The sequence below is a fragment of the Alphaproteobacteria bacterium genome (assembly GCA_019635875.1).
In the GTDB taxonomy this organism is placed as follows: Bacteria; Pseudomonadota; Alphaproteobacteria; order Reyranellales; family Reyranellaceae; genus JAFAZJ01.
In genome coordinates this window covers 329,452-343,027 of sequence record JAHBYP010000003.1, presented here as the reverse complement: position 1 = coordinate 343,027, position 13,576 = coordinate 329,452, and the positions used below count along the sequence as shown (strand labels likewise).

Below are 13,576 nucleotides of genomic sequence, written 5' to 3'. Positions count from 1 at the left end.
TCAGATCCTTCAGCAGCAGCAACACCTCCCCGGTGACGCGCTCGAACTGCACTTCGCGCTGCTTCTCTTGCGGGCCAACGCGCTGGCGAGCCCAGCGCGCCGCCGCCTCGACTGGTCGCAGCCGTACCCTCAGCCGATGCCAGGCTGGCTGCCGGCGCGAGGATCCTGCTCCAAGGCAGGCGGGCAGCGGCCGCCATCCTTCTGCCGCATCAGCTGCGCTTAATCCCGATCTTGTCCGGTCGCGCTCGGGGTGCGGGCATGGACAGGAATGAGGGGGAACGCGTCATGACCGCCATGTCGAAGCTGGTTGCCGTCAGCCTGACTGCCATGCTGGGCCTGTCGGCCTGCGGCGAGACCGCCGGCCAGCGGGCGGTGTCGGGCGGTCTGATCGGCGGCGCCGGCGGCGCGCTGGCCGGCTCGGCGCTGGGTATCGGCCCGGCCGCCGGCCTGGTGCTGGGTGGCCTGGGCGGCGCCGCGATCGGTGCCGCGACCACGCCGCAGTATGGCTATCCCGGCGGCTATGGCGGTGGCTATCCGGCCGGCCAGGGCGGCTATGGCGGCGGCTATCCCGGCGGTTACGGCGGCGGCCAACCCGGTGGCTACGGCGGTGGCTATCCTGGCGGCTACGGCGGCGGCTATCCCGGTGGTTACGGCGGTGGCTATCCCGGCGGCTACGGCGGTGGCTATCCCGGCGGCTATGGCGGTGGCTATCCCACCGTCTACGGCGGCGGCTACTTCCGCTGACAATCGAAGACACGCATCCCCTCGCCCGCGTCATCGCATGGGACGAGGAGGGGTGGACTATCCCGTCAGATCCTTCAGCAGCGGCAGCACCTCGCCCGCGACGCGCTCGAGCTGCACGTCGCGCTGCTCGTACGGCCCGACCAGGTCGAGCACGATGTGCCGCACGCCGGCGGCATGGAACGCGCGGATGCGCTCGGCGATTTGCGCCGGCGGACCGAGCGCGGCGTAGCGCTCCGTCGCGCGTCGGAAATCCATCGCGTAGCGCACGCTCAGGGTCTCGGTCGCCGCGTCGAGCGCCTTTTCATACGTGTCGTCGAGCCGGGTGAACAGCAGATGGCCGGTGCCGAAGCGCGTGGGCGTGCGGTTGGCGGCCTGGGCGGCCTCGGCGATCGCCGCCAGGCTGTCGCGGTACATGTCCGGCGTCACGACATAGGACATCCAGCCATCGGCCAGGCGGCCGGTGCGCTTCAAGGCGCCGGGCGAGCGGCCGCCGCACCAGATCGGCGGGCCACCGGGCTGGCGCGCCGGCGGCTGCATGCTGAGTTCGGGGAAGGGGTAGAACGGCCCGTCATGCGACACGGTCTCGCCCGACCATAGTTTGCGCAGCGCGCGGATGCCGTCCGACAGCCGCGCGCCGCGCTCGCCGATCGGCACGCCGGCCAGCTGGTACTCGCGCGGGAACTCGCCGCCGACGCCGACGCCGAAGATCAGCCGTCCCTCGGTGAGGTGATCGAGCGTCGCGACCTGCTTGGCCACCGGCCCGGCGTGGCGCAGCGGCAGGAGATAGACGTTGGTGCCGAGCAGCAGCCTTCGGCTCGCCACCGCCGCCTGCGCCAGCTGCAGCAGCGGATCGAGGATCGGGATGGCGAAGGAGATGTGGTCGCCGACACACAGCGAATCGTAGCCGCAGCGATCGACCAACTCGACGAGCTCGACCAGCTCGTCGATCCGCGGCAGCCACGGGCCGGTGGCGGGCTCGCTGCGCCGATGGATGGTCTGCACGCCGATCTTGAGGTGGGCGTCGAGGGGCAGGTTCATGGACGGGTCCTCCCAATCTGCTCGATCCTACCTTCCCCCGGAGGGGGAAGGTGCCCGAAGGGCGGAAGGGGGATGTCGAAGACGGACAGTGGCGTCGTTGAGACAGCCCCCTTCCGTCGCGCTGCGCGCACCACCTTCCCCCCTCCGGGGGAAAAGAACTCTCGTCGCTAAGTTGCCTCGTGCCCTGCGTTCGGGCCGCGTCGCTCCAGCGACGCTCATGATACGCCGCTGGAGCGGCGCGCACCCAGCCGTCTCTGGTTGCCCTGCCGGCTTCACGGGCGCGGCGAGCAATCCAGGAATGCGGCAACGTCCTTGTCGAACGTCGCATTCCATGACCGAACACGCATGTGAGTAGCGCGCTCGCGCCCCTCCCATGGTTCGACAGCCTCGGAAGCCGGCTGAACGGTCGATGCCAGCCATTCACCCTCGTTCCACCACGAGACGACGACCAGCGATTCGGCGAGCACCTCGCGGATGAAGGCGATCGGATCATCGTCGTCTGCATCTGCGTCGCCAGTGGGCCACCAAAAGTGCTGATGGTAAGCCTCGACAAACACCGTCACTTCCTCGCCCGCGGTCGACACACAGAGCCCTTCCGTCATGCGCGACTGCGGTGTCGGAGGAACCTCGACAACCAGATGTCCCGTCGCCGCACCGTTCTCACCATCGACACGCGCGAATGCGCGCCACTCGGGAAAGGCCTGAAACAGGCGATCGGCGAACGCGCGCGAACTTGTGTCCAACTCCATCTCGATGAGCCCCTGTACCGCGTCAGCGCAGCTGACCATGGAACCACGGCGAATAGTGCCACGCCGGACGCGCGAATGTGCGATGGTCTTGCCCGAATGCCCCTGCCGAGGGTGAGTCGATGGGCGCCACAGCACCGATCGAAGGCGGCTGCCAGTGCGGCGCCGTCCGCTATCGCGTCAGCACGCACCCGCGCTGGGTCGGCCACTGTCATTGCCGCATGTGCCAGAAGGCGCATGGCGCGGCGATCGTGACCTGGGTCGCGGTGCCGGCCGACGCCGTCGACATCACCAGCGGCTCGCTGAAGTACTATCGCTCCAGCGATCATCTGCAGCGCGGCTTCTGCACGGAATGCGGCACGCCCGTCGCCTGCGTGCCGGATGCCAGGCCGGGCGAGCCGGCGTTCTTCGACCTGGCGCTCGCGACCTTCGACGATCCCCGAGCCTTCGCGCCGACGGTGCATGTCTGGTGCGACAGCGCGATGCCGTGGCTGCCGATCGACGACCACCTGCCGCGCTTCGGCCAGGGCTTCGGCGTCGGCGAGCCGCGGATGCCGGGCAAGACCGGCTGAAGTTATCTTCCGCCGCGCCTCGGAAAGTACGACGACTATTTGGGGGAGGGCGACGCCGCGGCGACCTCGCCGTCGGCCTTGGCTGCCGCTGCAATCGCCGACGGCGGCGGTGAGGCGTCGGCGCCGGACTTTGAACTGTCCTTCGACGAGCGTTCCTTCTCCCGAGCGAGCGAGCGCGTCAGTCGCTTCAAGAGGGCGCCGGCAGCCTCCGCGTCCTCACCCTCGACGAGCTCGCGCTTGATGACCTCGAGGCGGAGCGACCCCTCCAGAGTCTCTTCGTCGACCTTCACGCCAGGGAACAAGCGCCGCAGCTCGAGGCGCAACTGGTTGATCATCCTTTCACCGAGCAATGCCGCGGCAATCGAGTACTTGCTGGTGGCCTGCTGCTGATCGAAGAAGTCAGCCATTCCGCCCTTTGCGAAGCCCTCCTTGCTGAGGTTTGCGAAGCACTCGATGACGCGAGGATCCTTGGCGTTGGCAGTCAGCAGGTCGATCTCGGCGACGAGCGTCTTGCCGATCGGTTGCTTGAACTCGATGCGGTAGATCCTCCAGGTCGTCGCATTGGAAAGCACGACCCATTCGATTCCGTGGTTGGCGCCGTAGTCGATCGCCTGCTTGACGTGCGCGTCCTTCAACGGGACGCCGATCGCCTTTGCCTCGACGAGGAAATGGACATCGCGACCAACCTTCACCGCGAGATCGACGTAGGTGCCCCTGATCATGAACTCGGTAGTGATCTCGACGTACTTCTCGTACCCAAGTACGTCCGCGAGGATGTCGCCGATGATCACGGCCGTATCCGACTCGCTGATGTCGCGATCCTTGGCCGCCTTCACGACGGACTGATAGCGCCGCAGCTGCGACGTGATCCGATCAATAGCCTTCTTGCCAACAGGCATCCTGACCTCCCCCAATTGTTCCCCACAGGGTAGGAGATCGTCCCGTCGAGTCAACTTCTACGCGCTGTCCGGCCGGACTGACGGGAAAGGTGGTGGGCGTGGCGCGAGGAATGGGGAGGCTCGTGGGGCCAGACGCGATTTGCGATCTGCAGAAAACGTCCCCTTCGTCTTCGACAGCCACCCCCATCCGGCGCTGCGCGCCACCTTCCCCCGCCAGCGGGGGAAGGTACAAAAGATGCTGCCTCCGTCACAACGCGCAGGTGCGGAAGCCGGCGAAGACGTCGGTGCGATCGGGCGTGAAGAAGTTGCGGTAGGCCGGGCGCGCGATGCGCGCGCTGGTCGCCCAGCAGCCGCCGCGCAGCACCTTGCGCGTGCCGAACCAGGGCTGCGAGTAGTCCTTGTAGGGATCGGCGGCGAAGCCGGCGAAGGGCAGGAAGTCCGACGCCGTCCACTGCCAGACATTGCCGATCATCTGCCGGCAGCCGAAGGCGCTGTCGCCTTCGGCGCAGGCCGCGACGTCGACCGGCCCGTCGTAGGCGAAGTCGAGATTGGCGCGCGCCGGCGATGGCGGCGCGTCGCCCCACGGCCAGCGGCGGCGCGTGTCGCTGAGCGTGCCGCCGTCGGAAGCGGGCAGGCCGATCGCGGCCGCCTCCCATTCGGCCTCGCTCGGCAGGCGGCGGCCGGCCCAGCGGCACCACGCCTCGGCCTCGAAGTAGCTCACGAACACGACCGGCGCGTGCGGCGCGATTTCTTCGAGCGCGCGATAGCGGCGCATGCTCCAGACGCCGTCGCGCCGGGCCTGCCAGTAGACCGGCCGCTGCACGTCGCGGCGTTCGCGCCAGGTCCAGCCGGCCTCGCTCCAGAATTCGCGCGCGCCATAGCCGCCGGCCTCGACGAAGGCGGCGAACTGGGCGTTGGTCACCGGCGCGCGGGCGATGCGGAAGGGCGCCAGCGTGACCGCGTGCGCCCATTTCTCGTTGTCGAAGACGAAGCCGTCGGCGGCGCTCGAGCCCAGGCGCCAGGTGCCGCCGGGAACAGCGACGTCGCCTTCCAGCGCGCCGGCTGACGGGCGGGTCGCTTCGCCCAGTCCCTGCGGCGGCGCGAAGCCCAGCGTCTGGCGCGTGTAGGTCAGCGCCTCGACATGCATGTCCTCGTGGCGGATGGCGAGCTCGTAGAAATAGCGCCGCGCGGCGTCGACGTTGCCGCCGAGCAGGTCCTCCTGGCGCGCGAGCACATCGGCGAGATAGGCGTAGGTGCCGGCGCGGTCGGGCAGGTCGAGCTGCCAGCGCGTGGCGTGCGGCACGTTGCTCGAATCCCACAGCCGGTCGGCGCGCTCGATCAGCGGCGCGCGGCCATGGGCGTGGCGCAGGGTCCAGTATTCGTGGAACCAGGCGACGTGGCCGATCTCCCAGAGCACGGGATTGACGATGTCCAGCCGCGGACCCATCAATTCATCCGATGCCAGATCCTCGGTCAGCAGTCGCGTGCGGCGGCGGCTCTCGCGCAGCTGGGCCACCAGCTCGGCTGAGCCGGCGCCGCTGGTCGGCCGCTCGATCGGTGCGTCGTCCATGAGGATCGTCCTTATCACACCACGGGCGCCGACTTCACGCAGCGGCAACCGCGTGGCCGCGACGCGCTGGGCGCGCATCCTGCGCCGGCTCGGCCACCGTGTGTGCGTGGCCGCGGAGTATGACGGCCGGCCGGCCGATCTCATGGTCGCCGTGCATGCCTGGCGCAGCGCCGGCTCGATCGCGCATTTCAAGGCGGCCTGGCCGGAGCGGCCGGTGGTGCTGCAGCTGAGCGGCACCGACATCTACCAGTATCTCGAGTCCGATCCGGCCACCACCCTGCGCGCGATGGAGCAGGCCGATCGCCTGGTGGCGCTGAACGACCTCGCCTGGCGCGTGGTGCCGGCGCGGCTGCGGGCGCGGCTGAGCGTCATCCACCAGTCGGCGACGCCGCTTACGCAGCCGCGCGGGCCCAGCCCGCGTGCCGTGGTGGTGTCGGTGATCGGCCATCTGCGCGATGTGAAGGATCCGCTGCGCGCGGCCGCGGCGGCGCGGCTGCTGCCGGCGGCCAGCCGGGTGCGCATCGAGCAGGTCGGCGCCGCCTATACGCCGCAATGGGCCCGGCGGGCGCGCGCCGAGATGGCGGCCAACCCGCGCTACCTGTGGCGCGGCGACGTGCCGGCCGCCGCCGTGCGCCGGCTGCTGGCGCGCAGCCACGCCATGGTGATCGCCTCGCTGAGCGAGGGCGGCGCCAACGTGATCTCCGAGGCGGCGGTGGCCGGCGTGCCGATCCTGGCCTCGCGCATGGACGGCAATGTCGGCCTGCTGGGCGCCGGCTATCCCGGCTACTTCCCGGTCGGCGACACGGCGGCGCTGGCCCGCCTGCTGCGGCGCGTCGAGGGCGAGCCGAGGTTCGTGGCGCGGCTCGGGCGGGCGCTGGCGCGCCGCGCGGCGCTGTTCGCCCCGGCGCGCGAGGTCGCCGCCTGGCGCCGCCTGCTGGCCGGCCTGGCGCTCAGCCGCCGATGAACACCCTGAGCTTGCGGTCGAAGACGCTCAGCACCTCGCCGAGGTCCTCGCCCTGGGCCAGCCGGCGCGGGCCGGCATAGACCGTCCAGGGCTGGCCGGCGACCTTGGCGATGGCGAACAGCGGCTGCTCGGCGGTGTGGCGGAAGATCGAGAACAGCGCCATGCCGGGGCGGAAATCGATGGCGTAGTCGCGCCATTCGCCGGTCACCACCCGGGCGCTGTACAGGCCGAGAAGCTGGCGCAGCTCGCGCCGGTCGAAGGTGACGACACGCCGCTTGGCACGGCTGTCGGGCAATCGCAGGAGATTGTCCATCGTTCAGGAAAAATGTCGCAAAAAGCCGGGCCGTGGTAAAGGCTTCCCGCGCGGGCGCCGGCCGGCTAGAACGCCCGCCCCGATCCCATCCAGAACGCGGGTAACGGCGTGTCGGATATCTTCCAGGAAGTCGACGAAGCCCTGCGCGAGGACCGCGCCAAGGAATGGTGGCGGCGCTGGGGCTCGGCGGTGATCGCCGCCGGCGTGCTGCTGATCGTGGCCGTGGCCGCGTGGAACGGCTGGAACTGGTACCAGGCCAGCCAGCGCGCCCAGGCCGGCGACGCCTTCGGCGCGGCGCTGGCCCAGGCCCAGACCGACAAGCCCGGCGCCATCGCGGCGCTGGAGCAGGTCGCCGGCCGGGGCGTGGCGCCCTATGACGGGCTGGCCCGCCTGCGCATCGCCCGGCTGAAGGCCGAGGCCGGCGACAGGGAGGGCGCGGCCGCCGCCTACCAGGCGGCGGTGCAGGCCGCCCACGACGCCGACAGCCGCGAGCTCGCCACCCTGCTCAAGGCCATGCAGGCCTTCGACAGCGCCAGGCCGGAAGATCTTGCATCTGAACTGCAGCCACTTCTCGGCAAGGACCGGCCGTGGCGGCCGATCGCGCTGGAGCTGCTGGCCGCCGTGGCGCTCAAGCAGGACGACCCGTCCAAGGCCCGCGCCCTGCTGACCGAGCTGCGCGACGACTCCGCCGCCAGCCAGGGCCTGCGCCAGCGGGCGGGCGAGCTGTTGAGCGCGCTCGGCGCCGAGCCGGCCGGCAAATGAGACAGCTCCTCGCGCTCTGCGCCCTGCTGCCGGCGCTGTCGGCCTGCGACACGATCAGCGACGTCTTCGCCAAGAGCAAGCCGCCGCTGCCGGGCGACCGCGTCTCCGTCCTGCAGGGCGACGACGAGGTCAAGGTCGACGCCGCCGGCGACATCACCCTGCCGCGCCCGGCGGTCAACGATTCCTGGCCGCAATCCGGCGGCTTCGCCAATTTCGCCATGCACCACCTCGAGATCGGCGACGCGCCGCAGGTGGCGTGGAGCGTCGATGTCGGCGCCGGCTCGGGCTCGGACCGCCACCTGCTGACCCCGCCGGTGGTCGCCAATGGCCGCGTCTTCGTGAAGGACGCGCAGGCCACGGTCAGCGCCTACGACGCCGCCACCGGCAAGCAGCTGTGGCGCGTCACGCTCAAGAGCACGGGCGGCCGCGACGACGACGAGTTCGGCGGCGGCCTGGCCTTCTACGGCAACCGCCTGTTCGTCACCACGGGCTTCGCCGAGGTGATCTCGCTGAACCCCGAGGACGGCGCCGAGATCTGGCGCCGCGCGGTGAGCGCCCCGGTGCGCGGCGCGCCCACCGTGTTCGCCGACCGCGTCTTCGCCATCAGCGTCGACAACAAGCTGCATGCGCTGGCCGCCATCGACGGGGCGGAGCTGTGGGAGTTCGCCGGCCTGCAGGAGAACGCCGGCTTCCTCTCCGGCCCCAGCCCCTCGGCCTCGCAGGATTACGTCATCGCCCCCTTCAGCTCGGGCGAGCTGGTGGCGCTGCGCCTCGACAGCGGCCGCCAGCTGTGGAACGAGAGCCTGATCGCCCAGCGCCGCGGCGGCGCGCAGTCGCTGGCGGCGCTGTCGGACATCCGCGGCCGCCCGGTGATCGACCGCGGCCGGGTGCTGGCGATCGGCTCGGCCGGCCAGGTTGGCGCCTTCGAGCTGCATTCCGGCGCGCGCATCTGGGACAAGCCGATCGCCGGCTCGGGCACCCCGTGGGTCGCCGGCCGCTACGTCTTCGTCATCAGCGGCAACAACGAGATCGTCTGCCTCGACCGCGAGGACGGCAGGGTGCGCTGGGTCACGCCGCTGACGCTCTACAGCGACGCCAAGCGCCGGCAGACCGCGATCTGGGTCGGCCCGGTGCTGGCCGGCGACCGCCTGCTGATCGGCGGCGGCACCGGCGATTTGCTGGCGATCTCCCCCTATGACGGCCAGCCGATCGGCAAGGTCTCGGTCGGCTCGCCGGTGCTGCTGGCGCCGGTGATCGCCGACCGCACGATCTACGTGCTGACCGATTCGGGACGCCTGATCGCGCTGCGCTGATTCTCCTTCTCCCCGCGCAGGCGGGGAGAAGGTGCCCGAAGGGCGGATGAGGGGCTTCGCGGTGCCGCCACGACACAGGTTAGTGATGTTGCGCGAGAAGCCCCTCATCCGCCTCGCTGGCGCTCGGCACCTTCTCCCCGCCTGCGCGGGGAGAAGGAAAGGCACCATGCGATGACCCGCCCCCGCATCGCCCTGGTCGGCCGGCCCAATGTCGGCAAGTCGACCTTGTTCAACCGGCTGGCCGGGCGGCGCATGGCGATCGTCGCCGACGAGCCGGGCACGACGCGCGACCGCCGTGAAGCCAACGCCACCATCGGCCGCCGCGAGGTCGTCCTCACCGACACCGCCGGCTGGGAGGAGGCGGTGGGCGATCGGCTCGAGGCCGGCATGCGCAAGCAGAGCGAACGCGCCGTCAGCGAAGCCGACGCCGTGCTCCTCGTGATCGACGCGCGCGCCGGGCTGACCCCGCTCGATCGCGCCTTCGCCCAGTGGCTGCGCCGCCACGCGCGCAAGACCATCGTCATCGCCAACAAGGCCGAGAGCGCCGCCGCCGATCCCGGCATTGCGGAAGCCCATGCGCTGGGCCTGGGCGATCCGGTGCCGGTCTCGGCCGAGCACGGCATCGGCATCGGCGACATCGCCCATGCGCTCGACCGCGTGCTGGGCAAGCTGCCGGAACCGCAGCCCGAGGAGGATGCGCCGTTCGAGGACGAGGCGCCCGACGACGCGGCGGAGGACGTCGAGGACAGCGGCCCCGACCCGTCGCGCCCGATCCAGCTCGCCATCGTCGGCCGGCCCAATGTCGGCAAGTCGACCCTGCTGAACCGCCTGCTGGGCGATGAGCGCGTGCTGACCGGGCCGGAGGCGGGCACGACGCGCGACGCCATCGCGGTCGAATGGATGCACGAGGGCAGGCCGATCCGCCTGATCGACACCGCCGGCCTGCGCCGGCGCGCCAATGTCAGCCAGCGTCTCGAGGCGCTGTCGGCGAAGAGCACCGAGGAGGCGATCCGCTTCGCCGAGGTCGTGATCCTGGTGCTCGACGCGCAGCAGATGATGGAGAAGCAGGACCTCACCATCGCGCGTCACGTCATCGAGGAGGGCCGCGGGCTGGTGCTGGCGGTCAACAAGACCGACCTGCTGGGCGCCACCGACAAGGCGCGCAACGAGCAGTGGAAGAAGCTCACCGACCGCCTGCAGGCTTCGCTGGCGCAGGTCAAGGGCCTGCCGATCGTCGGCTTCTCGGCGCGCACCGGCCGCGGCGTCGACAAGCTGATGCCCGCCGTGGCGAAGCTGCACAAGGCGTGGAACAGCCGCGTGCCGACGCCGCTGTTCAACCGCTGGCTCGGCGAGATGGTCGAGCGCAACCCGCCGCCGCTGGTCGACGGCCGGCGCATCAAGCTGCGCTACGGCTCGCAGGTGAAGTCGCGCCCGCCGACGTTTGCGCTGTTCGTGAGCAAGCCGGCGGACCTGCCGGAGTCGTATGAGCGGTATCTGGTGAACAGGCTGCGCGAGGATTTTGATCTGCCGGGGACGCCGATCCGGATCGTGATGCGCAAGCCGAAGAATCCGTACGCGAAGAGCTAGGCCCGCGGATTTGGCGGCAGGCTTGCGCCATGTTGGCACCCTTGACGTTAGTACTTTTTGAGGATGTTCTCCACGAGATCCTCAATCGTCGCAACCGTCTTAGCTGGTCCGATCTTCACGTCAGACGGATGGGCGGCGGAGTTTCGTATGTCGAGGCTCTGCTTAAGTGTCTTCTGAACCCCAGCCGTGATGATAGTTGCCGATCGACACGTCGTAATGATGTGGTCCTCGTTTATTTCTTCGAAATCCTCGATCTTAGCAACGGTCTTGGCCTTGCTCATCCCGGCCTTTGCCGCAAGTTGCCGATTGAACTCGGTAAGCTTGTTCGAGAAGAGCCAATTCAGGAAGTGATCGAACGCGAGTACCCACGTCATGATGACAGCCGCTCTGTTGGCGCCTGCCTCGTAGCAGTCGATTGCTTCCTTAAGGAAGTCCTTGGTCTGCGGATCGGTAATGTCGCTCTCAAGCGCGCGAAGCGTGCTGCTCGTCTGCACGACTTCCTTACGGACGCCCAGCGATGATGCGATGATCCTCCTACGGTTTCGCTCCAGGCGATACCCTTCTGGAACCTTAACGAAGAGGACAGGGTTGCTCGTAAGCCCTTCTGAGAGGTACTGCGCAATCCGTCCGGGCACAGGGAGATGACAGTCCATGAAGCACTGCTTCAAGGACTTAGCCGTGGCCGCCTTTTGCCCCTTCTCCTCCGTGAGATAGTACACGAAATACGTGACGGTGCCTCGATCCTGCCCGTGATAGCTCTTGGGAATTGACTCGTAAAAGCGGTCGGCGCTCACTTACTTGCTGCCCTAAGCATCTTGTTATAGTGGTTGATCCCGGTGACTGTGAGTTGGATGTCTTGCGGTGTCGTAAACTTCAGGAACGAATTGCGTAAGCGAGTGTCGACTAGGTTTTGCCCCATATTTGTGGGAAGTGTGTCCTTCATTTCGTCAAAGCAAGAGTAGAGGTGGTCGATCGTGCACGGTTCGATCTGGAGCTTTTCCTTAAGGAACTGCGTGTACACCACATAACGCTCAGGGTTGCCCTTGAACGTGAACGACTTAACGAAGTCGGCCAAATGTGAAAGGTCTAGATCAGGCAAGCGGCGCGGCTCATAACTAGTCATGCCGCCGGCACTGCCTTTGGGTTCTGCCTCGCCACGAGTTGAAGTCTTCGGTGCGGCCGCCCTGCGCCGAGCCTTCGGCCGCCGCGCAGTGTCCTGAGCATTCGGTTGCTCGCCTTCTTTATTCGCAGCGTGCAGCGTCTGTTGCTTTGCTGGCTGGGCCCTGAGCCGCTCCTTAAAGTCGTCGTAAACCACTCGGACGAAAGTTTCGTCACCTTCGGCCTCGATCAGCCCCTGAGTGAGGTTGATGTGCAATTTCGCGGTAGCCACTTTGCCCCCGTTTATTCGTTTCCCCGAGTATGGGGAGAACCGAAGGGCGAATGCAACCCAGATGCTGTGTCCCTTAGGCGGCGGGTTGGAGCGATCTGGCGCAACTCTCCGAACAGCAGGTCAATCATCCCGTGAACTGGGGAAGAGTTACCTCGATCTCACCGAGCGAAGTATGCGGTAGTTGGTGGTGACGTTGATCACCAGTGGGTGTGCTGAGTGTCAGGCTTGCGTTGCTGCGTTACGCCATCGCTCACGGTCGCTGAGCGCGCGCGGCGATTTCCTGCGACGTGTAGGTCTGCTCGTCCGGTCGCTCGATCGAGTCCTTCAGGCGCTCATCGAGCAGGGCGGCCTGGGCCGCGTCGAGCGGCGGCAGGGTCTGCTCGGCCTCGATGCTGTCCCAGATATCGTCGATCAGCGCCCGGCGTTCCTCGACGCTGAGCTTGCCGATCTCGCGCAGGAGAGTGGCGTTCATGGCTCCAGTATACAAACGTTCCGCCTGCCGGGAAAAGGAGCGGAGCGCAAGGTTCTTGCCACCGGCCTGCGCCGTCGTACCAATGTCAGCGAGCGGCTGGAGGCGCTGTCGGCGCGCGGCACCGAGGAGGCGATCCGCTACGCCGAAATCGTGGTGCTGGTGCTCGACGCGCAGCAGATGATGGAGAAGCAGGACCTCACTATCGCGCGCCACGTCATCGAGGAGGGCCGCAGCCTGGTGCTGGCGGTCAACAAGACCGACCTGCTGGGCGCCACCGACAAGGCGCGCAACGAGCAGTGGAAGAAGCTCACCGACCGCCTGCAGGCCTCGTTGGCGCAGGTCAGGGGCATCCCCATCGTCGGCTTCTCCGCGCGCACCGGCCGCGGCGTCGACAAGCTGATGCCCGCGGTGGTGAAGCTGCACAAGGCGTGGAACAGCCGCGTACCGACGCTGCAGTTCAGTCGCTGGCTCGGCGAGGCGATCGAGCGCAACCCGCCGCCGCTGGTCGACGGACGGCGCATCAAGCTGCGCTACGGCTCGCAGGTGAAGTCACGCCCGTCGACCTTCGCGCTGTTCGTGAGCCGGCCGGCGGATCTGCCGGAATCGCACGAGCGGTATCTGGCGAACCGGCTGCGCGAGGATTTCGATCTGCCGGGACGCCGATTAGGATCGTGATGCGGAAGCCGAGGAATCCGTATGCGAAGGGGTGACTTGGCGGCCCGGTGAAGCAGGCCAAAGCGGCCTCCGCTCATGGATGCTGAATGGCGCGCCCGCTTCATCGACATGGCGGTGGAGGTGTGCGATTTGGCTGGGGCGTTCGATGACGGGGGCAAGAGGGTCGTCCGCCCGGCGCCGCGATCGAAAAAAAGCCGAACGCCCGGTGCTATGGCCGGGCGCACGACAGTGTGGTCATAATAACATGTCCCACCTCCCGGACTGGCTTCACGGCCTTGTGCTGGGGGTTCTGACCATCCCCTCCGCCCTAGGAAGCTTGCGGCGTCGGTCACTCGAAACGACAGCCGGCTCACGCTGTCTAATTTGGTCCTCGTCTTCGCCGCCTTCAGCGGCCCTGCGTTCGTATAGTGATCAATTTCAATGGGTTATGATTCGCCTGCAGCGTTGTTCCGATGTTGTTCCAAATCTACTTGACCGGCATCGGCATTGTCAGGTAAGTTTCGGCACAACAACGGAACAACGGAGGCAATC

General features: G+C 68.1%; 15 protein-coding genes. 7 read left to right on the top strand and 8 right to left on the bottom strand.

Going from position 1 to position 13,576, the window contains the following annotated elements; translation table 11 throughout:
• The first annotated feature begins 285 nt into the window (after nt 1–285).
• A complete protein-coding gene (locus tag KF889_12965) occupies nt 286–744 on the top strand; it encodes a hypothetical protein (protein ID MBX3500352.1) in 459 nt (152 codons plus the stop codon).
• A 57-nt stretch (nt 745–801) separates the two neighbouring features.
• On the opposite strand, the gene KF889_12960 is transcribed toward KF889_12965, so the two are convergent.
• Both KF889_12960 and KF889_12955 read right to left on the bottom strand, forming a co-directional pair.
• On the bottom strand, nt 802–1,782 hold the full coding sequence (locus tag KF889_12960; protein ID MBX3500351.1) for an LLM class flavin-dependent oxidoreductase: 981 nt from the start codon (nt 1,780–1,782) through the stop codon (nt 802–804).
• Nucleotides 1,783–2,054: 272 nt separating this feature from the next.
• Entirely contained in the window at nt 2,055–2,531 is a 477-nt protein-coding gene (locus KF889_12955; protein ID MBX3500350.1) for a hypothetical protein, read from the bottom strand.
• Nucleotides 2,532–2,650: 119 nt separating this feature from the next.
• Here KF889_12955 and KF889_12950 point away from each other — a divergent pair, with 119 nt between their 5' ends.
• On the top strand, nt 2,651–3,100 hold the full coding sequence (locus KF889_12950; protein ID MBX3500349.1) for a GFA family protein: 450 nt from the start codon (nt 2,651–2,653) through the stop codon (nt 3,098–3,100).
• Between the two features lie 35 nt (nt 3,101–3,135).
• On the opposite strand, the gene KF889_12945 is transcribed toward KF889_12950, so the two are convergent.
• Nucleotides 3,136–3,999 carry a type I restriction enzyme HsdR N-terminal domain-containing protein gene (locus KF889_12945; protein ID MBX3500348.1) on the bottom strand — a complete coding sequence of 288 codons (864 nt, stop codon included), beginning with the start codon at nt 3,997–3,999 and terminating at the stop codon, nt 3,136–3,138.
• Between the two features lie 247 nt (nt 4,000–4,246).
• A complete protein-coding gene (locus KF889_12940; GenBank protein MBX3500347.1) occupies nt 4,247–5,569 on the bottom strand; it encodes an SUMF1/EgtB/PvdO family nonheme iron enzyme in 1,323 nt (440 codons plus the stop codon).
• Between KF889_12940 and KF889_12935 the strand changes: the two genes are divergently transcribed.
• Nucleotides 5,568–6,533 carry a TIGR04348 family glycosyltransferase gene (locus KF889_12935; GenBank protein ID MBX3500346.1) on the top strand — a complete coding sequence of 322 codons (966 nt, stop codon included), beginning with the start codon at nt 5,568–5,570 and terminating at the stop codon, nt 6,531–6,533. The genes KF889_12940 and KF889_12935 overlap by 2 nt on opposite strands.
• Here KF889_12935 and KF889_12930 read toward each other — a convergent pair.
• Nucleotides 6,520–6,846 carry a DUF2794 domain-containing protein gene (locus tag KF889_12930; GenBank protein MBX3500345.1) on the bottom strand — a complete coding sequence of 109 codons (327 nt, stop codon included), beginning with the start codon at nt 6,844–6,846 and terminating at the stop codon, nt 6,520–6,522. The genes KF889_12935 and KF889_12930 overlap by 14 nt on opposite strands.
• A gap of 108 nt (nt 6,847–6,954) precedes the next feature.
• On the opposite strand from KF889_12930, the gene KF889_12925 reads away from it, so the two are divergent.
• The 3 genes from KF889_12925 to der all read left to right on the top strand — a co-directional run bounded on the left by KF889_12925 (nt 6,955) and on the right by der (nt 10,508).
• Nucleotides 6,955–7,608, top strand: coding sequence for a tetratricopeptide repeat protein (locus KF889_12925; protein ID MBX3500344.1), 654 nt, complete (start codon nt 6,955–6,957; stop codon nt 7,606–7,608).
• Nucleotides 7,605–8,921: a PQQ-binding-like beta-propeller repeat protein gene (locus KF889_12920; protein ID MBX3500343.1), complete on the top strand. Its 1,317-nt coding sequence runs from the start codon at nt 7,605–7,607 to the stop codon at nt 8,919–8,921. Before KF889_12925 ends, KF889_12920 begins: the two co-directional genes overlap by 4 nt.
• Nucleotides 8,922–9,092: 171 nt before the next feature.
• Complete coding sequence (der, locus tag KF889_12915) at nt 9,093–10,508, top strand: ribosome biogenesis GTPase Der (protein ID MBX3500342.1); 1,416 nt, start codon at nt 9,093–9,095, stop codon at nt 10,506–10,508.
• Nucleotides 10,509–10,555: 47 nt separating this feature from the next.
• Here der and KF889_12910 read toward each other — a convergent pair whose 3' ends face one another.
• The 3 genes from KF889_12910 to KF889_12900 form a co-directional block, all read right to left on the bottom strand.
• Nucleotides 10,556–11,302: a hypothetical protein gene (locus tag KF889_12910; GenBank protein MBX3500341.1), complete on the bottom strand. Its 747-nt coding sequence runs from the start codon at nt 11,300–11,302 to the stop codon at nt 10,556–10,558.
• Nucleotides 11,299–11,898 (bottom strand): hypothetical protein, encoded by a 600-nt coding sequence (locus tag KF889_12905; protein MBX3500340.1) that lies wholly within the window; start codon nt 11,896–11,898, stop codon nt 11,299–11,301. Before KF889_12905 ends, KF889_12910 begins: the two co-directional genes overlap by 4 nt.
• 250 nt (nt 11,899–12,148) lie before the next feature.
• Entirely contained in the window at nt 12,149–12,370 is a 222-nt protein-coding gene (locus KF889_12900; protein MBX3500339.1) for an addiction module protein, read from the bottom strand.
• Between the two features lie 153 nt (nt 12,371–12,523).
• Here KF889_12900 and KF889_12895 point away from each other — a divergent pair, with 153 nt between their 5' ends.
• Nucleotides 12,524–13,045 (top strand): hypothetical protein, encoded by a 522-nt coding sequence (locus tag KF889_12895; protein ID MBX3500338.1) that lies wholly within the window; start codon nt 12,524–12,526, stop codon nt 13,043–13,045.
• Nucleotides 13,046–13,576 lie beyond the last annotated feature (531 nt).

Excerpts from the sequence above, each read along its gene's own strand:
- KF889_12965 (MBX3500352.1), top strand. The coding sequence starts at position 286 with ATGACCGCCATGTCGAAGCTGGTTGCCGTCAGCCTGACTGCCATGCTG.
- KF889_12960 (MBX3500351.1), bottom strand. The coding sequence starts at position 1,782 with ATGAACCTGCCCCTCGACGCCCACCTCAAGATCGGCGTGCAGACCATC.
- KF889_12955 (MBX3500350.1), bottom strand. The coding sequence starts at position 2,531 with ATGGAGTTGGACACAAGTTCGCGCGCGTTCGCCGATCGCCTGTTTCAG.
- KF889_12950 (MBX3500349.1), top strand. The coding sequence starts at position 2,651 with ATGGGCGCCACAGCACCGATCGAAGGCGGCTGCCAGTGCGGCGCCGTC.
- KF889_12945 (MBX3500348.1), bottom strand. The coding sequence starts at position 3,999 with ATGCCTGTTGGCAAGAAGGCTATTGATCGGATCACGTCGCAGCTGCGG.
- KF889_12935 (MBX3500346.1), top strand. The coding sequence starts at position 5,568 with ATGAGGATCGTCCTTATCACACCACGGGCGCCGACTTCACGCAGCGGC.
- KF889_12940 (MBX3500347.1), bottom strand. The coding sequence starts at position 5,569 with ATGGACGACGCACCGATCGAGCGGCCGACCAGCGGCGCCGGCTCAGCC.
- KF889_12930 (MBX3500345.1), bottom strand. The coding sequence starts at position 6,846 with ATGGACAATCTCCTGCGATTGCCCGACAGCCGTGCCAAGCGGCGTGTC.
- KF889_12920 (MBX3500343.1), top strand. The coding sequence starts at position 7,605 with ATGAGACAGCTCCTCGCGCTCTGCGCCCTGCTGCCGGCGCTGTCGGCC.
- der (MBX3500342.1), top strand. The coding sequence starts at position 9,093 with ATGACCCGCCCCCGCATCGCCCTGGTCGGCCGGCCCAATGTCGGCAAG.
- KF889_12900 (MBX3500339.1), bottom strand. The coding sequence starts at position 12,370 with ATGAACGCCACTCTCCTGCGCGAGATCGGCAAGCTCAGCGTCGAGGAA.